Origin of the sequence: Stenotrophomonas lacuserhaii (assembly GCF_014836545.1) — a bacterium.
GTDB classification, from domain to species: domain Bacteria; phylum Pseudomonadota; class Gammaproteobacteria; order Xanthomonadales; family Xanthomonadaceae; genus Stenotrophomonas; species Stenotrophomonas lacuserhaii.
The window spans coordinates 1-23,721 of record NZ_JACSQS010000015.1 but is presented as its reverse complement, the minus strand read 5'-3'; the positions used below and the strand labels follow the sequence as shown (position 1 = coordinate 23,721).

Annotated in this window: 23 protein-coding genes and 5 tRNA genes; 12 read left to right on the top strand and 16 right to left on the bottom strand. The window is 66.5% G+C overall.

Annotation, left to right across the window (positions count from 1 at the left end; all coding sequences use genetic code 11):
* Positions 1-10 precede the first annotated feature (10 nt).
* From panC to pcnB, 4 genes are read right to left on the bottom strand one after another with little or no spacing between them, the layout of a single operon-like run.
* Complete coding sequence (panC, locus tag H9654_RS13410) at positions 11-850, bottom strand: pantoate--beta-alanine ligase (RefSeq protein ID WP_191771244.1); 840 nt, start codon at positions 848-850, stop codon at positions 11-13.
* Positions 847-1,662, bottom strand: coding sequence for a 3-methyl-2-oxobutanoate hydroxymethyltransferase (panB, locus tag H9654_RS13405; protein WP_191771243.1), 816 nt, complete (start codon positions 1,660-1,662; stop codon positions 847-849). The genes panC and panB overlap by 4 nt, the downstream gene beginning before the upstream one ends.
* A 31-nt stretch (positions 1,663-1,693) precedes the next feature.
* Entirely contained in the window at positions 1,694-2,182 is a 489-nt protein-coding gene (folK, locus tag H9654_RS13400) for a 2-amino-4-hydroxy-6-hydroxymethyldihydropteridine diphosphokinase (RefSeq protein ID WP_191771242.1), read from the bottom strand.
* A 5-nt stretch (positions 2,183-2,187) separates the two neighbouring features.
* On the bottom strand, positions 2,188-3,567 hold the full coding sequence (gene pcnB, locus H9654_RS13395; protein ID WP_191771292.1) for a polynucleotide adenylyltransferase PcnB: 1,380 nt from the start codon (positions 3,565-3,567) through the stop codon (positions 2,188-2,190).
* Between the two features lie 53 nt (positions 3,568-3,620).
* Here pcnB and H9654_RS13390 point away from each other — a divergent pair.
* Positions 3,621-3,695: transfer RNA gene (locus tag H9654_RS13390), tRNA-Glu, on the top strand.
* A 119-nt stretch (positions 3,696-3,814) separates the two neighbouring features.
* Here the strand turns inward: H9654_RS13390 and H9654_RS13385 are convergent.
* Genes H9654_RS13385 through xylB form a run of 3 tightly spaced genes read right to left on the bottom strand, consistent with a single transcriptional unit; the run spans position 3,815 to position 8,172 of the window.
* The gene (locus tag H9654_RS13385; RefSeq protein ID WP_191771241.1) at positions 3,815-5,239 is read right to left on the bottom strand and encodes a sugar porter family MFS transporter; all 1,425 of its coding nucleotides are present in this window, start codon (positions 5,237-5,239) and stop codon (positions 3,815-3,817) included.
* 32 nt (positions 5,240-5,271) lie between these two features.
* The gene (gene xylA / locus H9654_RS13380) at positions 5,272-6,612 is read right to left on the bottom strand and encodes a xylose isomerase (protein WP_191771240.1); all 1,341 of its coding nucleotides are present in this window, start codon (positions 6,610-6,612) and stop codon (positions 5,272-5,274) included.
* A gap of 21 nt (positions 6,613-6,633) precedes the next feature.
* A complete protein-coding gene (gene xylB / locus H9654_RS13375) occupies positions 6,634-8,172 on the bottom strand; it encodes a xylulokinase (RefSeq protein ID WP_318241143.1) in 1,539 nt (512 codons plus the stop codon).
* Between the two features lie 387 nt (positions 8,173-8,559).
* Between xylB and fdxA the strand changes: the two genes are divergently transcribed.
* The gene (gene fdxA / locus H9654_RS13370) at positions 8,560-8,883 is read left to right on the top strand and encodes a ferredoxin FdxA (protein ID WP_191771239.1); all 324 of its coding nucleotides are present in this window, start codon (positions 8,560-8,562) and stop codon (positions 8,881-8,883) included.
* 82 nt (positions 8,884-8,965) lie between these two features.
* On the opposite strand, the gene H9654_RS13365 is transcribed toward fdxA, so the two are convergent.
* The gene (locus tag H9654_RS13365; RefSeq protein WP_191771238.1) at positions 8,966-9,514 is read right to left on the bottom strand and encodes a hypothetical protein; all 549 of its coding nucleotides are present in this window, start codon (positions 9,512-9,514) and stop codon (positions 8,966-8,968) included.
* 28 nt (positions 9,515-9,542) lie between these two features.
* Entirely contained in the window at positions 9,543-10,436 is an 894-nt protein-coding gene (dapA, locus tag H9654_RS13360; RefSeq protein ID WP_191771237.1) for a 4-hydroxy-tetrahydrodipicolinate synthase, read from the bottom strand.
* 164 nt (positions 10,437-10,600) lie between these two features.
* Here dapA and H9654_RS13355 point away from each other — a divergent pair, with 164 nt between their 5' ends.
* The 9 genes from H9654_RS13355 to H9654_RS13315 all read left to right on the top strand — a co-directional run bounded on the left by H9654_RS13355 (position 10,601) and on the right by H9654_RS13315 (position 15,831).
* Positions 10,601-11,161, top strand: a complete 561-nt coding sequence (locus tag H9654_RS13355; protein WP_042615184.1) for a glycine cleavage system transcriptional repressor — start codon at positions 10,601-10,603, stop codon at positions 11,159-11,161.
* Between the two features lie 99 nt (positions 11,162-11,260).
* On the top strand, positions 11,261-11,740 hold the full coding sequence (locus H9654_RS13350; protein WP_191771236.1) for a peroxiredoxin: 480 nt from the start codon (positions 11,261-11,263) through the stop codon (positions 11,738-11,740).
* Between the two features lie 85 nt (positions 11,741-11,825).
* Positions 11,826-13,223: a PhoH family protein gene (locus tag H9654_RS13345; RefSeq protein WP_191771235.1), complete on the top strand. Its 1,398-nt coding sequence runs from the start codon at positions 11,826-11,828 to the stop codon at positions 13,221-13,223.
* The gene (locus tag H9654_RS13340; RefSeq protein ID WP_101099839.1) at positions 13,220-13,714 is read left to right on the top strand and encodes a hypothetical protein; all 495 of its coding nucleotides are present in this window, start codon (positions 13,220-13,222) and stop codon (positions 13,712-13,714) included. The genes H9654_RS13345 and H9654_RS13340 overlap by 4 nt, the downstream gene beginning before the upstream one ends.
* Positions 13,715-13,764: 50 nt before the next feature.
* Positions 13,765-14,574, top strand: coding sequence for a bifunctional hydroxymethylpyrimidine kinase/phosphomethylpyrimidine kinase (gene thiD / locus H9654_RS13335; protein ID WP_191771234.1), 810 nt, complete (start codon positions 13,765-13,767; stop codon positions 14,572-14,574).
* On the top strand, positions 14,571-15,425 hold the full coding sequence (locus H9654_RS13330; RefSeq protein ID WP_191771233.1) for an alpha/beta hydrolase family protein: 855 nt from the start codon (positions 14,571-14,573) through the stop codon (positions 15,423-15,425). Before thiD ends, H9654_RS13330 begins: the two co-directional genes overlap by 4 nt.
* A 63-nt stretch (positions 15,426-15,488) precedes the next feature.
* A tRNA-Arg gene (locus H9654_RS13325) sits at positions 15,489-15,565 on the top strand.
* Between the two features lie 56 nt (positions 15,566-15,621).
* Positions 15,622-15,698: transfer RNA gene (locus H9654_RS13320), tRNA-Arg, on the top strand.
* Positions 15,699-15,754: 56 nt separating this feature from the next.
* Positions 15,755-15,831 (top strand) — tRNA-Arg (locus H9654_RS13315).
* A gap of 94 nt (positions 15,832-15,925) precedes the next feature.
* On the opposite strand, the gene H9654_RS13310 is transcribed toward H9654_RS13315, so the two are convergent.
* Positions 15,926-16,840: a LysR family transcriptional regulator gene (locus tag H9654_RS13310; protein WP_191771232.1), complete on the bottom strand. Its 915-nt coding sequence runs from the start codon at positions 16,838-16,840 to the stop codon at positions 15,926-15,928.
* A gap of 140 nt (positions 16,841-16,980) precedes the next feature.
* On the opposite strand from H9654_RS13310, the gene H9654_RS13305 reads away from it, so the two are divergent.
* Positions 16,981-17,682: a pirin family protein gene (locus tag H9654_RS13305; RefSeq protein ID WP_191771231.1), complete on the top strand. Its 702-nt coding sequence runs from the start codon at positions 16,981-16,983 to the stop codon at positions 17,680-17,682.
* 138 nt (positions 17,683-17,820) lie between these two features.
* On the opposite strand, the gene H9654_RS13300 is transcribed toward H9654_RS13305, so the two are convergent.
* The 6 genes from H9654_RS13300 to lexA all read right to left on the bottom strand — a co-directional run bounded on the left by H9654_RS13300 (position 17,821) and on the right by lexA (position 23,541).
* Positions 17,821-17,913, bottom strand: a tRNA-Ser gene (locus H9654_RS13300).
* Between the two features lie 81 nt (positions 17,914-17,994).
* Positions 17,995-18,195, bottom strand: coding sequence for a carbon storage regulator CsrA (gene csrA, locus H9654_RS13295; RefSeq protein WP_042615469.1), 201 nt, complete (start codon positions 18,193-18,195; stop codon positions 17,995-17,997).
* 145 nt (positions 18,196-18,340) lie between these two features.
* Complete coding sequence (alaS, locus tag H9654_RS13290; RefSeq protein ID WP_191771230.1) at positions 18,341-20,992, bottom strand: alanine--tRNA ligase; 2,652 nt, start codon at positions 20,990-20,992, stop codon at positions 18,341-18,343.
* Positions 20,993-21,097: 105 nt separating this feature from the next.
* On the bottom strand, positions 21,098-21,592 hold the full coding sequence (recX, locus tag H9654_RS13285) for a recombination regulator RecX (protein ID WP_191771229.1): 495 nt from the start codon (positions 21,590-21,592) through the stop codon (positions 21,098-21,100).
* Positions 21,593-21,701: 109 nt separating this feature from the next.
* Positions 21,702-22,742, bottom strand: coding sequence for a recombinase RecA (gene recA, locus H9654_RS13280; protein ID WP_042615466.1), 1,041 nt, complete (start codon positions 22,740-22,742; stop codon positions 21,702-21,704).
* Positions 22,743-22,896: 154 nt separating this feature from the next.
* Positions 22,897-23,541, bottom strand: coding sequence for a transcriptional repressor LexA (gene lexA, locus H9654_RS13275; protein WP_191771228.1), 645 nt, complete (start codon positions 23,539-23,541; stop codon positions 22,897-22,899).
* Positions 23,542-23,721: the final 180 nt, after the last annotated feature.

Sequence of the window (23,721 nt, the reverse complement as noted above, 5' to 3'; positions counted from 1 at the left end):
TCGCCTGGGGTCAGAACTCGAGGTTGTCGATCAGCCGGGTGCTGCCCAGCCGCGCGGCGATCAGCGCAACGCGTGGCCCGCCCTCGTGCGGTGGCTCGATCAGGTCCGGCGTACGCAGCGCCGCATAGTCCACCTGGAATCCCGCAGCCTGCAGGGCAGCGGCCGCATCGGCTTCGATGCGCTCACGCGACAGCCCGGTGATGTAGCCTTCGCGCATGCCCTGCAACACACGATGGATGGTCGTCGATGCCGGCCGCTGCACGCCGTCCAGGTACTGGTTGCGCGAACTCATCGCCAGGCCGTCGTCTTCGCGCACGATGTCCCCGCCGACGATCTGGATCGGGAAAGCCAGGTCGGCGACCATCTGGCGGATCACCGCAAGCTGCTGGTAGTCCTTCTTGCCGAAGGCGGCCACGTCCGGCTGCACCTGGTTGAACAGGCGTGACACCACCGTGCAGACACCATCGAAGTGACCGGGGCGATGCGCCCCTTCCAGCAGCCCGCTGATCCCCGGCACGCTGACATTGGCCGCCAGCTCCACGCCGAACGGATACATCGATTCCACCGTCGGCAGCCACAGCACGTCGCAGCCGGCCGTTTCCAGACCGCTGGTATCGGCCTCGGGCGTGCGCGGATAGCGCGTGAAGTCTTCGTTCGGCCCGAACTGGGTCGGGTTGACGAACACGCTGGACACCACGCGATCAGCGTACTGCCGGGCCAGCGCGACCAGCGAATAGTGGCCTGCATGCAGGTTGCCCATGGTAGGCACCAGCGCCACGCGCAGGCCTTCGCGCTTCCAGCCGCTGACGGTCGCGCGCAGCTGGGCAAGTTCTGTAATGGTCTGGATCATGAGGCGTAGGCGTGCTCGGTGTCGGGGAAGGTGCCGTTGCGCACGGCATCGGCGTAGGCGCGGGTGGCGCCGGCTACCGAACCGCCTTCGGCAAGGAAATCCTTGACGAATTTCGGCCGGCGATGGCCGCTGTCCAGGCCCAGCATGTCATGCATCACCAGCACCTGTCCGTCGCACTGCGGGCCAGCCCCGATGCCGATGGTCGGCACCGCAATGGCGGCGGTGACCTCGGCGGCAACCGGCGTGGGCAGGCATTCAAGCACCACCATGCTGGCACCGGCGGCGACCACGGCCTTGGCGTCCTCCACCAGCTGGCGGGCAGCATCGCCACGGCCCTGCACGCGGTAGCCGCCCAGGCGCAGCACCGACTGCGGGGTCAGTCCAAGATGCGAGCACACCGGGATTTCGCGCTCCACCAGGTGGCGGATGATATCCAGCTTGAAGCCGGCGCCTTCGATCTTGACCATCTCCGCGCCCGCCTGCAGCAACTGCAGCGACGCATCGAAGGCGCGTTCCGGGGTGGCGTCGGCGCCAAACGGCAGGTCGGCAATCAGCAGCGCACGCTGCAGCACGCGGGCCACCGCGCCGGTGTGGTAGACCATGTCGGCCACGGTCACCGGCAGGGTCGAATCGTGCCCCTGCACGACCATGCCCAGCGAATCGCCGACCAGGATCAGGTCGACCCCGTTGGCGTCGAAGGTACGGGCGAAACCGGCATCGTAGGCGGTCAACATGACCAGCTTCTGGCCATTGCGCTTGGCCTCGGCCAGCGCCGGGACGGTCCAGGGCTTGCTGTCTGCGTGGGTGCTCATCAGGAAATAACCGGGGGTGATAACGGCTCCATTATCTCCTTATCGGCACGATCCCGCTGGCCGTTACCTGCATCACTGCATCCCGCACGCGACCATGCCCGGGAATCACCAGGTCCGGCGCTACTTCAGCCAGCGGCACCAGCACGAACGCGCGCTGGTGCAGGTACGGATGCGGCACCTGCAGGCGCGGCAGGTCGATCACCTGGTCGCCATACAGCAGCAGGTCGAGGTCCAGCAGGCGCGGGCCCCAGTGCACGGCCGGATCACGCACCCGGCCGAAGCCGGCTTCCAGCGCCAGCAGGGCATCGAGCAAGGCGAGCGGCGGCAGCTCGGTCTGGACGCAGGCCACCGCATTGACGAACGGCGGCTGGTCCTGATTGCCCCAGGCCGGGCTGGCATACAGCAGCGAAGCGCGGGTCAGTTCGGTACCGGCCAGGCCATCCAGCGCCTCGATCGCCGCACTGACCGTGCTGGCGGCGTCACCGAGGTTGGCGCCCAGGCCGATCCATGCCCTGACCACCCCGCTTACTCGGCAGCCGGTGCGCCGGGAGCACCCGGGCGACGACGGCGGCGGCGACGCTTGCGCGGCTCCTCGCCCGCCTCTTCGACGTCATGCGTGTGCAGGTCGTCCAGCGCGCTTTCCAGCTCACGGCCGGACTGCTGCTGGGCTTCGCGCCAGAACGCCACGTCGCCTGCGTGTTCGCTGGAAGCCACCTGGCGCAGGATCAGGAAATCGAACGCCGCGCGGAACCGCGGGTGGGTCAACGTGCGGAACACGCGCTTGCGCTGGCGCGAGCCGAAGCGCGCCTGCAACAGCCAGATCTCCTGCATCGGCAGCGAGAAGCGCCGCGGCAGTGCGATGGTGGTCAGCTGGTGCAGGGTCACCCGGTCGGCGGCGCGACGCTGCGCTTCTTCCTCGGCCACACCCTGCTTGAGCAGCGTGGCCTGGGTGCGGCAGAACGCCGGCCACAGCAGCAACGCGAACAGGAACGACGGCGACACCGGCTCGTCGTTGGCCACGCGCTGGTCGGTGTTGGCCAGGCCTTCGATCAGCATGCGGCGCAGCGCGCCACTGCGGTTGGAACGCAGCGCCTTGCCACTTTCCGGGAACATCACATCGAACAGGCCGTAACGCTCCAGGCCTTCGAAGCTGGCCACGCCGTGTCCGCCCAGGAACAGCTTGAGCACTTCCTCGAACAGGCGCGCCGGGGCGGCCTCGTTGAGCAGGTTGGCAAGCTGCGGGATCGGCGCGGCGGTCTTTTCCTCGATCTGGAAACCGAGCTTGCCGGCCAGTCGCACGGCACGCAGCATGCGCACGGGATCTTCTCGGTAACGCTGTTCCGGATCGCCGATGAGCTTCATCAGGCGGGCCTGCACGTCCTCGAATCCGCCGGTGTAATCACGCACCGAGAAATCCTCGATCGCGTAGTACAACGCGTTGCAGGTGAAGTCACGGCGGATGGCATCGTCTTCGATGGAGCCGTACACGTTGTCGCGTACCAGCATGCCGTTTTCCATCTCGCGGTCGCCGCTGCCGTCATCGATGTTGGCGCGGAAGGTGGCCACTTCGATGATCTCGCGGCCGAATACCACATGCGCCAGGCGGAAGCGTCGACCGATCAGGCGGCAGTTGCGGAACAGCTGCTTGACCTGTTCGGGCGTGGCGTCGGTGGCCACGTCGAAGTCCTTGGGGTGGCCATTGACCAGCAGGTCGCGCACGGCGCCACCCACCAGGTAGGCGCCGAAGCCGGCATCGCGCAGGCGGTACAGCACGCGCACGGCGTTGGGGCTGATGTCCTTGCGCGAGATGGTGTGCTGGTCGCGCGGGATGACGCGCAGGCTTATCGGGGTTGTCACGGAGGGAATGATGTTGGCGCTTCCGGTTGAAGTTTCGGGATTGCCCAATGGCATCGAGATGCATATACTAGCGCGCCTGCCCCGGCAGTGACACTTCAAACGCTCCCTTCGTCTAGAGGTTAGGACGTGGCCCTCTCAAGGCTAAAACAGGGGTTCGAGTCCCCTAGGGAGCACCAGTCACTGCAGCAGGAAGCAAGAAACCCGCCATGAGCGGGTTTTTTTGTGCCTGTGCGTTGCGGGTCGAGGCCGGCCGCCGAAGGCCCGGCGCCGTGGCGCCGGACCCGCTCTGCACAGCTCAGCCTTCCATCTGTTCCAGTTCCTTGCCCTTGGTCTCGCGCACGTAGCGGAAGACGAAGAAGATCGACAGGAACGCAGCCACCGCATAGATGCTGTACGCACCGGCCAGGCCGATGCCGGCCAGCAGGATCGGGAAGGTCACGGTGATGGCGAAGTTCGAAGTCCACTGCGCCGCACCGGCCACGGCCAGCGCCGAACCGCGGATCTGGTTGGGGAACATTTCGCCCAGCATCACCCACATCACCGGGCCCCAGGACATGTTGAAGAACACCACGTAGACGTTGGCCGCCACCAGCGCCAGCCGTCCCATGCCATCGGACAACTGCAGCTTGCCATCGACCAGGCTGCCGCTGGAGAACGCCACCACCATCAACGCCAGCGACAGCGCCATGCCGACCGAACCCACCCACAGCAGCGGCTTGCGGCCGATGCGGTCGATCAGCACCACCGTCACCAGGCACGCACCGATGCTGAGCGCACCGGACAGCACGTTGATCAGCAGCGCATCGTTTTCGGAGAAACCCACCGCCTGCCACAGCACCGCGCCGTAGTAGAACACCACGTTGATGCCGACCAGCTGCTGCAGCACGGCCAGCCCGATGCCCACCCAGACGATGCCGCGCAGCTTGCCGGTGGCCTTGTCCTTGAGATCGGCAAACGAAGGCCGGTGCTGGTCCTGGGCCAGGCTGGACTCGATTTCAACGAGCTTGGCCTGCGCCTCCACCGCGCCGTACAGGCGCGTCAGCACCGACAAGGCGTCCGACCTGCGGCCCTTGGCCACCAGAAAGCGCGGGCTTTCCGGGATCACCAGCAGCAGCGCCAGGAACAGCAGCGAAGGAATGGCCTGCATCCAGAACATCCAGCGCCATGCCTGCTGTCCCAGCCACAGCACTTCGGTGGAGGCCCCGGCCGCGCGTGCCAGCAGGAAGTTGCTCAGGAAGGCCGCGAACAGGCCACTGATGATGGCGATCTGCTGCACCGTGGCGAGCTTGCCGCGATAGCGCGCCGAGGCCACTTCGGCGATGTACGCCGGGGCCATCACGCTGGCCGCGCCGACCGCGAATCCACCGATCACGCGCGCCGTGACAAACAGCCATGACGCGTGCGCGGCACCGGCCCCCAGCGCCGACAGCAGGAACAACACCGCCGAGATGATCAGCACGCTGCGCCGTCCCAGCAGGTCACCCAGCCGCCCGGCCAGGAACGCACCGATGGCACACCCCAACAGCATCGAAGCCACCTCGAAGCCAAGCGCGGCTTCGCTGGAATTGAACGCACTGCGAAGGCCGTCGACGGTGCCGTTGATGACGCCACTGTCAAAGCCGAACAGGAAACCACCAATGGTGGCCACGCAGCTGATCAGCACGATGAAGGCGGTGTTCTCGCCCTGCGTGCCGGAGGAAGCAGATATCGCTGTGGACATGGGTTTACCCGGTTGCGATGGACGCCTGCCGCTCAGCGCAGCAGGTACTGGTTGAGCAGGTTCTCATACGCTTCCTGCCGTCCGCTACGCTGGCCAGGCTCGCCGGCCTGCTGCGCGTGTGCACACAGATCCTGCAGAGTCAGCTGGCCATTGGCAAAGGCCGCACCGGCGCCACTGTCGAAGCTGGCGTAGCGCTCGCCGCGCCACTGCTCCAACGGCGACGCGGTGAGCAGGGCATGGGCGACCTCCAGTCCGCGGGCAAAGGTGTCCATGCCGCCGATGTGGGCGATGAACAGGTCCTGCGGATCGGTGGATTCGCGACGGACCTTGGCATCGAAATTGAGGCCGCCATCGCCGAAGCCGCCCTGCCGCAAGACCACCAGCATCGCGCCCACCGCGTCGTACAGATCGGTCGGGAACTGATCGGTATCCCAGCCGTTCTGCGGGTTGCCGCGGTTGGCATCGATGCTGCCCAGCAGGCCGGCATCGGAGGCTACCTGCAGGTCATGGGCGAAGGTATGCCCGGACAAGGTCGCGTGGTTGGCTTCGATGTTGAGCTTGAAATCCTGCTCCAGGCCATGCGCACGCAGGAAGCCCACCACCGTGGCGCTGTCGAAATCGTACTGGTGGTGCATCGGCTCCATCGGCTTGGGCTCGATCAGGAAGGTGCCCTGGAAGCCGATGCTGCGCCCGTAATCGCGCGCCGCCGCGAGGAACCGCGCAAGATGGGCCTGCTCGCGTTTCATGTCGGTGTTGAGCAGGCAGGCATAGCCTTCGCGCCCACCCCAGAACACATAGTTGCTGCCGCCCAGCGCCACCGTGGCATCCAGCGCCGCCTGCACCTGCACCGCAGCGCGCGCGACCACGGCGAAGTCCGGATTGGTCGCCGCACCGTTCATGTAGCGCGGGTGCGAGAACAGGTTGGCGGTCCCCCACAGCAGCTTGACCCCGGTCTGGCGCTGGCGCTCGCCGGCGATCCCGACCATGTGGCACAGGTTGTCACGGTACTCGCCGATGTCGTCCGCATCCGGCGCCAGGTCGACGTCATGGAAGCAGTAGTACGGCACGCCCAGCTTGGTGACGAACTCGAAGGCGGCATCGGCCTTGGCTTCGGCACGCGCCAGCGGCGTGGCGCCCTGGTCCCACGGATAGGCGCGCGTGCCAGGCCCGAACGGGTCGTGCCCTGCCCCACAGAAACTGTGCCAGTAGGCCACCGCAAAGCGCAGGTGCTCGGCCATGCTGCGTCCGCCGATCTGCTTGTCGGCGTCGTATACCTTGTAGGCCAGTGGATTGTCCGAGTCGCGGCCCTCGAAGGGAATACGACCGACACCGGGGAAGAACTCGCGCTGGCCAACGTAGAACGAAGAACTCATGGCAACATCCTCTGGGGGAAATCAGGGCAGGCGCTGGCGGTACAACGGCAGCGAGGCCTGCAGGTAATGGTTGAAACGCTGGTAGCCGCGCGCATACGCGGCACCGCGGACGGGATCGGGCTGCGCTGACAGGGCCGGGTCGAACACCACATGCGCATCGACCAGATCGGCCAGCGGCATGCGGGCGCCAGCGCAGGCCCAAGCCGCCTGCAGCGCCGCACCGAAGGCCGCGCCTTCCGCCTGCACCGGCACTTCGACCGGCAACTGGAACAGATCGGCGATCAGCTGGCGCCAGGCGCCGCTGTTGGCGCCGCCACCGGTGAGCACCACCCGTGCCCCCTGCAGGCCCGCCTCGCGCATCGCGTCATAGCCCAGTTTCAGGCTGTAGCTGGCACCCTCCATCGCCGCGCGATACAGGTTGGCCGGGGACAGGTTGTGCAGGTCCACGCCGTGCAGGGCGCCCTTGGCCAGCGGCAGGTCCGGGCTGCGCTCGCCGTTGAAGAACGGCAGCAGCACCAGCCCTGCCGCGCCGGGCTGGCTGGCCTGCAGCAGCGCCTCGGCCTGGCCGTGGTGCAGGCCAAGCAGGGTGGCCAGCTGGTTGGTGGCAACCGTGCAGTTCATCGTGCAGATCAGCGGCAGCCAGCCGCCATCGGAGGCACAGAACGCGGCCCAGCGCCCCTGCGGATCGATCTTCGGGCTGGCGCTCCAGGCAAACAGCGTGCCCGACGTGCCCAGGCTCATGCTCAGGCGCCCTTCGCGCACCGCACCGGTGCCGATCGCCGCCATCATGTTGTCCCCGCCGCCGACCGCCACCCGCACCCCGGCCGACAGCCCGAGGGCATCGGCTATTGCAGGCAGCAGGGCGAAGGTGGCATCCGCAGCGACCAGCGGCGGCAGCAGCGCGGCGAGATCGCGATCCGGATCGGTCGCCGCCAGCATCGTCGGCGACCACTGCCGCGTGCGGATATCCAGCCAGCCGGTGCCCGAAGCATCCCCGCACTCCATGAAGCGCGCGCCGGTCAGCCACAGGTTGAGGTAATCGTGCGGCAACGCGATGCCGTCCAACGCTGCGTAGGCCTGCGGCCGGTGCTGCCTGGTCCACGGCAGCTTGGAGGCGGTATAGCCCACCCGCAGCGGATTGCCGGACGCGGCGATACACGCGCTTTCACCACCGACGGCGGCGGTGATCGCATCGCACTCGGCGGTACTGCTGGTATCGCACCACAGCTTGACCGGTGCCAGCACCGAATCATCGGCGGCCAGCGCCACCAGGCCGTGCTGCTGGCCCGACACCGCCAGTCCCCTGACCCGCGCACGCACCGCTTTCGGCAGCCCCAGCACGCATTCCTGCAGGGCCCGGGTCCAACTGGCCGCGTCCTGTTCGCGACTGCCATCCTCGCCGCTGTCCAGCGCCAGCGAACGCGACTGCTGGCCCACCACCTGGCGTGCTGCCGGGTCGTAAGCCAGTACTTTCAGGCTCTGCGTCCCCGCGTCGATTCCCAGATAGACCGCCCCTTCCCCGCTGCTTTCCTGCCGCACCCGCCACTCCCACGTCGCGATGTCCACCGATGGACATCGAGTGTTGCCGCCCCGATCCCACGTGGCAATGTGCAGTGCATCAAATCCCACGGCCGGACCGCCTCCCGCACGGGGTCAGAGTCCTTTCGCTCCTCGAAAGGACTCTGACCCCTGCCTGTCTACCGCGTGGTTGCAGCACCCGGAACCTGTCAGAGGGTCGGGGGGGGGGGGGGGGGGGGGGGGGGGGGGGGGGGGGGGGGGGGGGGGGGGGGGCCGCCCGCCCCCCCCCCCCCCCCCCCCCCCCCCCCCCCCGACCCAGACACCGCGTCCACACAACCCGCCAGCCGCCAGCGGGTTCCACCGGTTCGACCACCCCCACCCCAACCTGTTCTAGAATTAGCGGCTTGAAAGACGGATCTACCTCCCCCCATGCCCTTTGTCGTCACTGAAAACTGCATCAAGTGCAAGCACACCGATTGCGTGGAAGTGTGCCCCGTGGACTGCTTCCACGAAGGCCCGAACTTCCTGGTGATCGATCCGGATGAGTGCATCGACTGCACCCTGTGCGAACCCGAATGCCCGGTCAACGCGATCTTCCCCGAAGACGACGTCCCGGCTGGACAGGAAGTGTTCGTGGGGTTGAACGCGGAACTGGCGAAGGAATGGCCGGTGCTGACCGTGCGCAAGGAACCGCCTGCCGATGCCGGCGACTGGGATGGCAAGCCGGACAAACTGCCGCTGCTGGAGCGCTGAACCCCGCGCACGGCAACGAAGAAGGGCGCCGGAGGGCGCCCTTCTTCGTTGCTGCCGCCAGCCCCGCCAAGGCGGGCGCGGGTCAGGGAGCCAGCTTGGCCTTCAACGCAGCGATCAGCTTGACCGGCGCATCGGCGGTAGCCGGCAGGCCACGCGGATCGACCGCCGACACGTACGAGCCGCCGTTGACCGCCACGACACGTACCAGGAAGTTGCTGCCTTCGAAGGCCACGTCGTAGGAACCCAGCAACTGGGCGCGGGTGGCGATGGTCAGCCCTTCGATGGCCTCCAGTGCGGTACCGACGTCGGTGAAGGCCTGGTCCTTGCCAGCGGTGACGTTGAAGCCGGACGCATTGTTGGCCGGCGCGGCCGGGGCCTGGCCCGCGGCAGCGGCCGGGGCCGGACGCGACGCCTGCGAGGCCAGCACCGAGCCGGTCTCACCGGTGGTGGCGGCCTTGCCGGCACCCGCCGGTGCGGTCAGGTCCGGCGGGACTTCCAGCGGGCGCACTTCCGGTGCCAGCGCGTAATCGCCGCGCGCACCCTTCTTGAAGCAGCCGGTGGTGGCCACGACGGTGCCCAGGGCAAGGATCGCGATGGACAGCACGCGGAAGGTGGAAACGGATTGACGCATGGGAATCTCCTGGAAAGCCACGAGGGGGTCAGTGGCTGGAAAGGGCTTCGAGCGCGGCGATGTCGCCGGCCAGATGCTCGGCCGCGGGCTGGTGTGCTGCCGACAGCGGCAGCAACGGCAGGCGCAGGTCATGGCCGATGCCGATCCGGCGCAACAACGCCTTGACCGGGATCGGATTCGGTTCGACACCACAGAAATCATGGAACGGCTGCAGGCGCGCGTCCCAGCTTCCGGTCGCATCATGATCGTGGGCGGCGGCAAGCTCGCACATGCGGCGGTAAGCACCCGGCAGCGCGTTGGAGCCTACCGAGATCAGCCCGTCCATCCCGGCCTGGATCGAGCGCGCGGCGGTGCCGTCATCGCCGCTGAGGATGGCGAAGTCGGCGCTGCGCAACGCCAGCAGCGCCTTCACCCGGCCGTTGTCACCCACCGCTTCCTTGATGCCGACGATGTTCGGATGGCCAGCCAGCTCGGCCACGGTTTCCGGCAGCATGTCGCAGCCGGTGCGGCCGGGCACGTTGTACAGCACCACCGGCAGGCCACCGTGGTCGGCCACGGCGCGGTAATGCGCGATCAGCCCGGCCTGGGTCGGACGCACGTAGGGCGGGGTCACCACCAGCGCGTGGGTCGCCCCGGCCGCGGCGGCGCGGCGGGTCTGTTCGATGGTCCTGGCGGTGCCGGACAAGCCGGTGCCGGCCAGTACCGGCACGCGGCCGGCGATGCGCTCGACCGCGCTGGCCAGCAGCTGGTCGTATTCCGTATCGGACAAGGTGGACGCTTCGCCGGTGGAGCCCGCCACGACCACGCCGTGCACGCCTCCTTCCAGCTGCAGGTGCAGCAGGCGCTGCCAACCATCGGTGTCGAGGGAGCCGTCGGCCCGGAAGGGGGTCGCCAGCGCGGTGATGAGGCCGGAAAGGGACAAGGCGTGCTGCTCGTGGCTGTAGGGGGGAGAAACCGGACGGCAGGGAGCACCGGCCGCCCTGCATGTTACTTGCGGCGCGAAAGCGCGGGCAAGTATGCTGGGCACCGGTGAATCCCCGCCCGTTGGGGGCATTCAGACTCACGCACGCATTACCCGGAATCGCCTTGACCGACACCACCCCGCGCCCTTCGCCCAGCGAAAACCATCTCCTGATCAACGCCTACACGACGCATCCGGAGTCCCCCCTGCTGCCCGTCACCCGCCGCATCGCTGACAGCGGCTGCAACCTGGTGGACGCACGCCTGTCCACGGTGGGCCGCGATGTTTCGGTCACCGCGCTGGCGACCGGCTCCTGGGATTCGGTGGCCAAGCTGGAGGCCATGCTGACCCGTCTGGAGCGCGAAGAAGGCCTCAAGCTGGTCTGGTACCGCACCGAAGCCAAGCAGGCACAGTCCAACCTGCTGCCCTACATCGTGGAAGTGATCGCCGCCGACAAGCCGGGGATCCTGTTCCAACTGGCCGATTTCTTCGACCGCCAGGGCATCACCATCGAAAGCCTGCAGAGCACCCGCTACCGCGCGATGCAGACCGGCGCGGAGATGTTCAGCGCGCAGGTCACCATCGGCGTTCCGGCGAACATGCACATCGCCGCGCTGCGCGATGATTTCCTGGAGTTCTGCGACCACCTGAACCTGGACGCGATCATGGATCCGATGAAGTTCTGACTGTTTTTTCGCACGTCCGTCACGGGCGTGCGATGTTTCATGAAACGGTAGCGTCGAGCGTGCTCGATGTACGCTCCACCCAGGCTCTGCAAGGACCCCATGAACAACGGCGACACCCTGGACCGCACCACCCTGTCCCTCCCGCTGGCACTGTCCGGCGGTGCCCACGCCACCCTCGGCGACTTCGCCGGCCAATGGCTGGTGCTGTACTTCTACCCGAAGGACAGCACCCCGGGCTGCATCACCGAAGGCCTCGATTTCAATGCCCTGCTGCCGCAGTTCGAGCAGGCCGGCGCGGTGGTCCTCGGTGTTTCGCGCGACTCGGTGAAATCGCACGACAATTTCTGCACCAAGCAGGGTTTCCGCTTCCCGCTGGTCAGTGACAGCGATGAGGCGCTGTGCAGCGCCTTCGACGTGATCAAGCTGAAGAGCATGTACGGCAAGCAGGTGCGCGGCATTGAACGCAGCACCTTCCTGGTTTCCCCGGAAAGCCGCATCGTGCAGTCCTGGCGCAAGCTCAAGGTCGCCGGCCATGCCGATGCGGTGCTCCACGCACTGAAGGCCGCCCAGGCACAGTGACTCCCATCGCCTACTTCGTCCGCCACCTCCCTGCCCGCGTGCAGGCCGGGGTGGTTTTCCCCTGCCCGTCCACCAGGAACCGATGATGACCCGAGGCAAGCGCATCTACGTGCTGGATACCAACGTGCTGATGCACGATCCCACCGCGCTGTTCAAATTCGAGGAGCACGATGTCTACCTGCCGATGCAGGTGATCGAAGAACTGGACAATGGCAAGAAGGGCACCTCCGAAGCGAGCCGCAACGCCCGCCAGGTAAGCCGTTTCCTCAATGAACTGGTACAGGCGTCCGGGCTGGACAACCTGGCCGAAGGCATCCCGCTGCAGCGACCGAACGGCCTGCAGCTGCGCGGCATCCACAGCGCCGGCAAGCTGCGCTTCCAGACCAGCCACTTCGACGCCGGCAAGAGCTTCGGCAAGGTCATCCCGGACAACGCCATCCTCGGCGCGATCCTCGCCCTGCAGGAGGAATCACCGGAGGTGCCGGTGGTGTTCGTGTCCAAGGACATCAACCTGCGGATCAAGGCGGCCATCGCCGGTATCGTGTCCGAAGACTACGAGAACGACCGCGCGCTGGATGATTTCAGCCTGCTGTATACCGGCGCCACCGAACTGCCGGAAGACTTCTGGAAGCGCCACGCAAACGACCTGCGCAGCTGGAGCGACAAGGGACGTTCGCATTACGAAGTGGAAGCGCACGAAGACGAGGACTGGTATCCCAACCAGTACGTCTACCTGCCCGGCGAGGACGAGGTGGAGCTGCGCGTCAGCAAGGTCACCGGTGACACGGTCAACCTGGCGCTGGTCGATGATTTCCGCCATGGCAGCCATGCGGTGTGGGGCATCAGCGCGCGCAACCGCGAACAGAACTTCGCGCTCAATGCGCTGATGGATCCGGACATCGACTTCGTCACCCTGCTCGGTACCGCCGGCACCGGCAAGACCCTGCTGGCACTGGCCGCCGGCCTGGCGCAGACCCTGGACCAGCAGCGCTACCGCGAAATCATCATGACCCGTGCCACGGTCAGCGTCGGCGAGGACATCGGCTTCCTGCCCGGTACCGAAGAAGAAAAGATGACGCCGTGGATGGGCGCGCTGACCGACAACCTGGAAGTGCTGACCCAGCCGCAGGAAGGCGGCTCGTGGGGCCGCGCCGCGACCAACGACCTGCTGGCCAGCCGGATCAAGATCCGTTCGATGAACTTCATGCGCGGGCGCACGTTCCTGTCGCGCTACCTGATCCTGGACGAAGCACAGAACCTCACCCCGAAGCAGATGAAGACCCTGATCACCCGCGCCGGGCCAGGCACCAAGATCGTCTGCCTGGGCAACGTGGAACAGATCGATACGCCCTACCTGACCGAAACCACGTCCGGCCTGACCTACGCGGTAGACCGCTTCAAGAACTGGCCACACAGCGCGCACATCACGCTGCGTCGTGGCGAACGTTCACGCCTGGCCGACTATGCATCGGAGGTGCTATGAACCGAGTGACGCGTGTGTTGTTGCCACTGGCTGCGGGTGCCCTGCTGGGCGCCTGCAGCACCGTGCAGGGCCCGCCCAGCATTCCCACGGCGGTCAAGACCGGACAGTCCTGGGTGGTGACCCGCCCGGTGGTGGCCGCGCAGGTACTGGACACCTGCTCGCGCCCCAGCCCAGGCCGCGATGCCGGCCGGGTGACCGGCTACTGGGCCCCCAGCCGCGTGCAGATCGAACAGCTGGAGGCCCAGCTGCCGCAGCTGGCGGGCCAGGTCAGCGCACCGCAGGACTTCGACCGGCAGTACGTGGGGATCGAGGCCGACGGCCGCGAGCTGATCTACGTCAATGCCTTCAAGCTGCCTGATGGCAGCGGCCTCAACCCGGCACGCGAGGCGATGCGCGCCTGCGATGGCGGGTCGATGTTCTGGGGCGCGGTGTTCGATCCGGAACTCGGCACGTTCTCCGAGTTCCATGCCAACGGCGGCAAACAGGGCTAGCAGCGGATGCCATCGAGCAGGCGGGCATGGCAGGGCCCTACAATCGCCCCATGAGCCCGAACACGCCCGCTTCCGCCCTCACCATCGCCGGATCCGATTCCGGCGGTGGTGCCGGCATCCAGGCCGACCTGAAAGCCTTCGCCGCGCACCGCGTGCATGGCCTTTCGGCGATCGCCGCGCTTACCGCGCAGAACACCCGCGGCGTCACCGCCGTGCATGTGCCACCGATCGCGTTCCTGCAGGCCCAGATCGCCGCCTGCTTCGATGATTTCGACGTGCATGCGGTCAAGCTGGGCATGTTGGCCAACGCCGAGGTGATCCACTGCGTGGCCGATGCACTGGAGAAACATCGCCCGCCGCACATCGTGCTGGACCCGGTGATGATCGCCACCAGCGGCGCGCGCCTGCTGGAAGACAGCGCGCTGGATGCGCTGCGTACGCGCCTGCTGCCGCTGGCCACGCTGGTCACCCCGAACACGCCGGAAGCCGAGCTGCTGGTCGGCCGGCGCATCCTCGACGGCGATGACGCCGAACACGCCGCGGCACTGCTGCTGGACCTGGGTGCGGGTGCGGTGCTGCTCAAGGGCGGCCACCTGCACGAGGGCAACCGGGTCATCGACCGCTTCTTCGACGGCGTGAGCAGCGAGACCTTCGTCCATGCCCGGCTGCCGGTGGACGCGCACGGCACCGGCTGTACGCTGGCGTCGGCGATCGCCGCCCAGCTGTGCAACGGGCTGAGCCTGGCCAACGCCTGCGAGGCCGCCATCGATTACGTGGCGCGCGCCCTGCAACAGGGCCATACGCCCGGCCGCAGCACGGTGCTGGTGCTGGATCACTTCGGCGCTGCGCCCCACGCATGACCCTGGACGCGCACAGCACGTCGCTGCGGGCGGCCGACGGACACGCCTTCGCCCTGCTGCACTGCCTGCCCGCGCAGCCGCGAGCGCGCCTGCTGTGGCTGCCTGCGCTGGGCGTGGCCGCACGCCATTACCTGCCGTTGGCCCAGGCGCTGGCTGCGCAGGGAATCGCGGTATACCTGCACGAGTGGCGCGGCAATGGCAGCAGTTCGCTGCGGCCTTCACGCGTGCAGGATTGGGGCTACCGGGAAATCCTCGAACAGGACCTGCCGGCCAGCCAACAGTTGCTGCTCCAGCATGACCAGCAGGACCGCGTGCTGCCGTGGATCGTAGGCGGCCACAGCCTGGGGGGGCAGTTGGCGTGCCTGCATGCCGGGCGCTTCCCCGCCGATTTCGAGCATCTGTGGCTGGTGGCGAGCGGAACGCCGTGGTGGCGCAGCTTCCCTGCCCCGCGCGGCTGGCTGCTGCCACTGGCCTACCGCTTCCTGCCCTGGCTGGCGCGGCGCAACGGCGTGCTGCCAGGCCGCCGACTCGGCTTTGGCGGCAATGAAGCACGCGGCCTGATCCAGGACTGGTCGCGCGTGGGGCTGAGCAACCGCTATGCCGCCGCAGGCATGGCCGAGGACCTCGAAAGCCAGCTGCGGCTCGTGCAGGGACAGGCGCGCGCCGTGCTGATGGCCGATGACTGGCTGGCACCCACGGGATCGATGCAGGCCCTGCTGGCCAAGCTGCCCGACGTGCAGGTCACGACCTCCGTGCTGGATGCCGCCATGCTGCGTACGCGTGCCGACCACTTCCACTGGATGAAGGCGCCGCAGGCGGTTGCACAGGCGCTGTTGCGTTCATTTGACTGAAATTCTTCACAAAGGCGTTGACGGATGCAGCGGTAATCCGCATAATTCCGCTCCTGTTGCAGGGCGCCCGTAGCTCAGTTGGATAGAGTACCTGGCTACGAACCAGGCGGTCGGGAGTTCGAATCTCTCCGGGCGCACCATCAACAGGAACACCAACCCGCCGTTGGTGTGAGTAACAGGAAAATCGCTGTCACATGCGCCCGTAGCTCAGTTGGATAGAGTACCTGGCTACGAACCAGGCGGTCGGGAGTTCGAATCTCTCCGGGCGCACCATCAACAGGAACACCAACCCGCCGTTGGTGTGAGTAACAGGAAAATCGCTGTCACATGCGCCCGTAGCTCAGTTGGATAGAGTACCTGGCTACGAACCAGGCGGTCGGGAGTTCGAATCTCTCCGGGCGCACCAATATTCGAAGAAACAGCAGGCCTCGGCCTGCTGTTTTTTTTTGCATGCGCCACCTACCGCTGCGCTCGCCGACCATGGGTCGGCGCTACCGGGCTCAGCGCATCGCGTGCCACCAGGCCTCCAGCGTGCCCGGCGTGCGTAGCCGTTCGCGCCACCAGCGCAGAGCCGCGCCATCTTCGCCCGTGCGCCATGCCAGCCAGAACGTTTCCTCCGGCTTGTGCTCTTGGACCTCACGAATCACCAGCTCACCCCGGTCCACCGCCGCACGCGCGCACGGCGCCGGCAGGAAACCAAAGCCGATGCCCTCGCGCTGCAGCCGCAGCTTGCTGGCCATGTCCGGCACGCTGAGGGTTTCCTGCCCCATCAGCAGGCCAACGGTGCGCGGCAACAGCCGACGCGCCGAATCGGAAACGGCGATCGCACAATGCTCCACCAGCTGCTCGCGACGCAGCACGCCAGGCACTGCCGCCAGCGGATGGCCCGGCGCGATCGCGAACACGAACTCGACACTGCCCAGCGGTTCCACCACGTAGCCCCCACCGCTGGGGCCCTCGCCCGCTGCGCCCACCAGCAGGTCCGCGCGACGATCCAGCAGCGCCTCCCAGGTGCCCGACAGGGCCTCGCCGATCAGCCGCAGGCGGGTCTGTGCCGCGACGTCACGGAAGGCCCGGATATCCGGGCCCAGCAGCCAGGTCGGGAACATCGAGTCCACCGCCAAGGTCAGTTCGGCCTCCCAGCCAGAGGCTACCCGGCGTACCCGCAGTTCCAGCTCGCGCGCCGCCCGCAGCAGGTGGCGGCCCTCATCCAGCAGCGCCCGGCCGGCCGGGGTCATCTCCGCGCGTGGCCCGACCCGATCGAACAACTGCACGCCCAGATCTTCTTCCAGCTTGCCCACGGTGTAGGAAATGGTCGAGGGCACCTTGTGCAGCGCCTTGCCGGCCGCAGCGAACGAGCCGCGACGGTCAATGGCATCCAAGATCTGCAGGGCGTCGAGGCTGAGCTTGAGCATTCGAAATTTTCGATGATGGCTTGCGAAACTATCCGTTTTTCAAAGTGCGAGGGCAAGCGGATACTTCTTCGCAACGGGAAACCACAGGCCTGCACGGCCGCCAGGTCCCACGTCGAAACCATCGAACAAGGAGCACCACCATGATCCAGATCCGTAAGAGCGCCACCCGCGGCAAGGCCGACCATGGCTGGCTGAACTCCATGCACACCTTCTCCTTCGCCAATTACTACGACCCGCGCTACACCAGCTTCGGCCCGCTGCGGGTGATCAACGAAGACAAGGTGATCGGCGGTCAGGGCTTCGGCACGCACAGCCACAGCAACATGGAAATCATTTCCTACGTGCTCGGCGGCGCGCTGGAACACAAGGATTCGATGGGCACCGGTTCGGTGCTGCGCTACGGCGATGTGCAGCGCATGAGCGCCGGCAGCGGCGTCAGCCACAGCGAGTTCAACCATTCAGCGGATGAGCCGGTGCATTTCCTGCAGATCTGGCTGTTCCCGGACCAGGAGAACATCGCGCCGTCCTATCAGGAAACCAACTTCAGCCCCGAGGACAAGCGCGGCCAGCTGCGCTTGATCGCCTCGCCGGACGGTGCCGCAGGTTCGCTGCTGATCCACCAGGATGCACGCATCTACGCCACCATCCTGGATGGCGCACAACGCCTCAACCACACCCTGGCGAGCGGTCGCGGCGCCTATGTACAGGTGGCGCGTGGCCAGCTGCAGGTCAACGGGATCACCCTGGAAGCGGGCGATGCGCTGCAGGTGCGCGACGAATCCCAGCTGACACTGGAAAACGGCAATGATGCCGAGGTGCTGGTGTTCGACCTGGCGCTGTAACGACCCGCATCGCCTGACCTCTCGTGGCCTGCAACACGGCACGGCGGCTCAGGCGGTCGCGCAGCATGGAGCCGACGAGGCGGCATCAAGAGCACAAAAAAAACGCCCGCAGACAGTATCTGCGGGCGTTTTCATATATGGCGGAGCGAGAGGGATTCGAACCCTCGATAGAGCTTTTGACCCTATACTCCCTTAGCAGGGGAGCCCCTTCAGCCGCTCGGGCATCGCTCCGGGGTGTTGCAACCGCTGGTGGAGAAGTACTCCGCAGCGGGGACGCGAATAATAGCTTTTTTCGCGGCCGGAGGTAAAGCCTTATTCAGCAGAATCTTCACTGCTGGTCGCAGCTTCATCACCGCGCTGGATGCGCTGGTAGATTTCCTCGCGATGCACGGCCACGTCCTTCGGCGCCGTGATGCCGATACGGACCTGGTTTCCCTTGACGCCCAGGACGGTCACGCTGACCGAGTCGCCAATCATCAGGGTTTCGCCAACGCGGCGGGTCAAGATCAACATTGTGGTAATTCTCCATGAAACCGTGTGGAAGGGTATCCCCCACCGGCCTGGCGCGCCGTAAAGGCCCGCCCCACTACGAAGGGAAAAAGATTGCCAATGGTACCGTCAGCCCTCCCGCAGCTTCAAGGCGCGGAAGGGCTGCGGTTCATCCCAGACGCGGACGGACCCAGTCGATCGCCGCAGCCAGGGCAGTCGCAAGGGCGGGCCCGTCCTCGCCACCACCCTGGGCGAGATCGGGACGACCACCGCCCTTGCCCCCGATCTGACTGGCAATGTGGGACAACAGTTCCCCGGCCTTGACCCGGCCCATTGCACTGCCGTTCACGCCAGCAACCAAGGCGACCTTCCCGTCCTGCGCACCGGCCAGCAGGATCACGGCATCACCCAACTGCTGTTTGAGACGATCCACCGCATCGCGCAGGGCTTTCGCGTCAAAGCCTTCCAACCGCGCGACCAGCACCTTCACCCCGGACACGTCCACGGCCTGGGTGGACAGGTCCGCGGTGGCACCGGCGGCGAGCTTGGCCTTCAGCGATTCCAGTTCACGTTCGAGCTGCTTCTGGCGCAGGATCTGGGTGCGGATCTTCTCCACCACGTCGCCCGCACTGCCGCCGAGCAGGCTGGCCGCTTCGGACAGGCGCGCTTCTTCGTCCGCGACGAAATCCAGCGCACCCTGGCCGGTGACCGCCTCGATGCGGCGCACGCCAGCGGACACACCGCCTTCGGAGGTGATCTTGAACAGGCCGATGTCACCGGTGCGGCTGACATGCGTGCCGCCGCACAGTTCGGTGGAGTAATTGCCCATTTTCAGCACGCGCACGTTTTCGCCGTACTTTTCGCCAAACAGGGCCATCGCGCCGAAATCGAGCGCTTCCTGCATGGCCATGTTGTGCACTTCCACGGCGTTGTTGATGCGCACCTGCTGGTTGACCTTGCGCTCGATGATCGCCAGTTCTTCGGCGCTGATCGGCTGGAAATGCGAGAAGTCGAAACGCAGGCGGTCCGGCGCGACCAGCGAACCCTTCTGCTGCACGTGGGTGCCCAGTACTTCGCGCAGGGCCGCATGCAGCAGGTGGGTGGCGGAGTGGTTGAGGATGGTTGCGCCACGGCGCTCGGCATCGACCTGTCCGGCCAGCACGTCACCGATCTTCAGGCTGCCCTCGGCCAGGGTGCCGACATGGCCATGGAACTGGCCGGCGAACTTCTGCGTCTCGGTCACGTCCACGCGCACGCCAGCGGCCGAGAGCACGCCGGTGTCACCGACCTGGCCACCGGATTCGGCGTAGAACGGGGTCTGTTCGGTCAGCACGATCACCGCATCACCGGCGGCGGCGGCCTGCACCGGACGGCCGTCCTTCAGCAGCGCCACCACGCGCAGGCCATCGGCCTGCAGCGCGTCGTAACCGAGGAACACGGTCGGCTTCAGGGTAGCGACCAGATCGGCCGGCAGGCTGACGCCGCCGCCGAACTTGCCCGCCGCACGCGCGGTTTCGCGCTGCTGTTCCATCGCCACGTCGAAGCCGGCGGTGTCCACGATCATGTCACGCTCGCGCGCGATATCAGCGGTGAGGTCCAGCGGGAAACCGTAGGTGTCGTACAGACGGAACGCATCCACGCCGGGAATGATGTTGTTGCTGGCCTTGCCCGCGATGTCTTCGAAGATCTTCATGCCGGCGTCCAGCGTTTCGGCAAAGCGCTCTTCTTCGGCCTGCAGGGCGCGGGTGACGGTGTCGGCGGTGGCCGGCAGTTCCGGATAGGCCACGCCCATCTGCTCGACCAGGGTCGGCACCAGCTTGCTGAAGAACGGCTGGCGCACGCCCAGCATCCAGCCATGGCGCAGTGCGCGACGGATGATCCGGCGCAGCACATAGCCGCGGCCTTCGTTGGACGGCAGCACGCCATCGACGATCAGGAACGAACACGCACGGATATGGTCGGCGATCACCCGCAGCGACTTGTTCTCCAGATCGGCCATGCCGGTCAGTTCGCTGGCCTTGCGGATCAGCGCCTGGAACAGGTCGATTTCGTAGTTGGTGTGCACATGCTGCAGGATCGCCGCCAGGCGCTCCAGGCCCATGCCGGTGTCCACGCAGGGCGCCGGCAGCGGCACCAGGCTGCCATCGGGCTGGCGATCGAACTGCATGAACACCAGGTTCCAGATTTCGATGAAACGGTCGCCATCTTCATCCGGCGAGCCCGGCGGACCACCGGCGATGTGGTCGCCATGGTCATAGAAGATCTCCGTGCACGGACCGCACGGACCGGTGTCGGCCATCTGCCAGAAGTTGTCCGAGGCGTACGGGGCGCCCTTGTTGTCGCCGATGCGCACGATGCGCTCTTCCGGGATGCCGACCATGTCGCGCCACAGCGCGTAGGCCTCGTCATCGGTCTGGTAGACGGTGACCAGCAGGCGCTCGGCCGGCAGCTTCCAGACCTGGGTCAGCAGTTCCCAGGCCCAGGCAATGGCGTCCTTCTTGAAGTAGTCGCCGAAGGACCAGTTGCCCAGCATTTCAAAGAACGTGTGGTGGCGGGCGGTGTAACCCACCTGGTCCAGATCGTTGTGTTTGCCGCCTGCGCGCAGGCAGCGCTGGACGTCGGCAGCGCGCACGTAGCTGCGCTTCTCCGCGCCCAGGAACACGTCCTTGAACTGGACCATGCCCGAATTGGTGAACAGCAGGGTCGGGTCGTTGCCCGGCACCAGCGGTGCCGATGGCACGATGGTGTGGCCCTTGCCCTTGAAGAACTCAAGGAAGTCGCTGCGGATCTGTGAAGTAGTGAATTTGGCGGATGCGGTCATGGGGGCTGGCAGTCTGCGTGCCGGAGGCGCCACCGCCTCCAGCCACACTGGCCAGGGTCGGGTTTCGGACCTCCGAAACGTTGAAGGGTAACAGGCCAGCGCCGCTCAGTCCTCTGCATCGAAGCGGGTGGCGCGGCGGATCGTGTCGCCGTCGAACCCGCGACGGGCCAGCAGGTCGGCGGCCTTGCGCCGCTGCGGCAGGTCCTGCGGTCCTTCCTCGCCAAACCGGCGGCGTACCAGGTCACGGGCGTTGTCGAGGAAATCGCCCTCGTAGCTGTCCATTGCGGCGCTTATGGCATCACTGTCCAGCCCATGGGTGCCCAGTTCGGCCTGGATGTGGCGCGGTCCATACCCGCCATTGGCGCGGTTGCGCACCAGGAACTCGGCGAAGCGCTCATCGTCCTGCCAGCCCTCGCTGGTCAGCTTGTCCACCGCGGCCTGCGCCAGCTCCGGCTCGATGCCGCGCGCGACCAATTTGCGGCCCAGTTCCTTGCGCGAATGATCGCGCCGCACCAGCAGGCCAAGCGCCCGCTGCACGGGCGTCAATTCGGGCCGGCGGCGTTTACGTGCGCCCGGTGGGGCATCGGATTCGTCGTGCATGCTCATCCTTCACTCAGCGCCGTCCCTGACGCCACGCCCTTGATCGGCGTGAAAATCCTGCGGGGCAGGACGACGTCACTGACGGCGCCGCCCTGCCCCACAGCATGTCTTACGCTTCGTCGGCGTCGTCTTCGTCGCCGGCTTCCTTCGGTGCTTCAGCCGGCTGGAACTTCTCGCGCAGCTCCGCTTCCAGGCGCTGGGCCACGGCAGGGTTGTCGCGCAGGTAGCCGCGGGCGTTGTCCTTGCCCTGGCCGATGCGCTCTTCGCCGTAGCTGTACCAGGCGCCGGCCTTCTCAACCAGCTTGGCTTCCACGCCCATGTCGATCAGCTCGCCCTCGCGGCTGATGCCTTCGCCGTACAGGATCTCGGTGATGACCTGCTTGAACGGCGGCGCCAGCTTGTTCTTGACGACCTTGATCTTGGTCTGGTTGCCGATGATCTCATCACCCTTCTTGATCGCGCCGATGCGGCGGATGTCCAGGCGCACCGAGGCGTAGAACTTCAGCGCATTGCCGCCGGTGGTCACTTCCGGGCTCTGGCCCGGCATCATCACACCGATCTTGTGGCGCAGCTGGTTGATGAACACCACCAGGGTGTTGGAGCGCTTGATGTTGCCGGTCAGCTTGCGCAGCGCCTGGCTCATCAGACGGGCCTGCAGGCCCGGCAGCTGGTCACCCATCTCGCCTTCGATTTCGGCCTTCGGGGTCAGCGCGGCGACCGAGTCGACCACCACGATGTCCACCGAGTTGGAGCGCACCAGCATGTCGGCGATTTCCAGCGCCTGCTCACCGGTATCCGGCTGCGACAGCAGCAGGTCGTCGACATTGACGCCCAGCTTGGCGGCGTAGATCGGGTCCAGGGCGTGCTCGGCATCGATGAAGGCTGCCGTGCCGCCCTTCTTCTGGCACTCGGCGATGGCCTGCAGCGTCAGGGTGGTCTTGCCCGAGGACTCCGGACCATAGATCTCCACGACCCGGCCCTTGGGCAGGCCGCCGATGCCCAATGCGATATCCAGCATCAGCGAACCGGTCGGGATGATCTCGACGGGCTCGACAACGCGATCGCCCATCCGCATCACCGAGCCTTTACCGAACTGCTTTTCGATCTGGCTCAGGGCGGCGGCCAGGGCACGCTTCTTGTTCTCGTCCATCGTCTTGGTCCTTGGGGAAGTGGTCATCTTTTTAATCGTGGTCAACTCGGGTTCGGGGGTGACTGTAGCGGCAGCGCATCGCACAGGATGAGACGCGCACCGGGCAAGTCGAACATTATCGCCGCAGACGTCAGCGGCAGCCGCCCCCGGGCATTCAACGGTTGGGTCGCAGCAGGCCGCAGTACAGGCCTTCAATGGCGAAATCCTGGTCCGGCAACACTTCGATAGGGGCGTAATCCGGATTGCGCGGCAGCAGGCGGATACGGTCCTTGCCGATCTTCAGCAGCTTGACGGTGATCTCTTCGTCGATACGCGCCACCACGATCTGCCCGGTACGGGCGTCGCGGGTACGGTGCACGCCGATCAGGTCACCATCGAAGATGCCTTCGTCGATCATCGAGTCGCCCTGCACTTTGAGCAGGTAATCCGGTGCCGGGGAGAAGAACACGCGGTCGAGCACGACGAAATCGTCCGAGCCGATGTCCGCGCCGATCGGCAGTCCGGCCGCGACACGCCCCAGCACCGGCAGGCGCAGCACGCTGTCATCCCGCGTCGGTTCGGCGACCTGCTTCAGCGGCGGCGCCTGCACCAGGCGGATGCCACGAGCCTGGCCGGGAACGCGGCGAATGGCGCCGGCCGCTTCCAGCGCTTCAAGGTGGTACTGCGCGGCGCGCACGCCCTTGAAGCCGAAGGCACGGGCGATTTCGGTCTGCGAAGGCGGTGCGCCTTCGGATTCGATGCGCTCGGCGATCAGCTGCAGGATGGCCTGCTGGGTTTCGGTCAGGTTCGTCGTGTCCATGTTAGTAGTAATACTACTAACTCTTTCGTGTCGCAAGTGCCGCGCAGGATTGCAGCGAACGGCTGAGCCCCTCGTGGTGGGTCGATGGAAGCGGTTTATTGGGTTTGGGCCGGGCGGTGGGGCTGGTCGGGGGACGGCAAGAGCCGCATCCTGCGGGCCTCGTTTCGCGCCATCCATGGC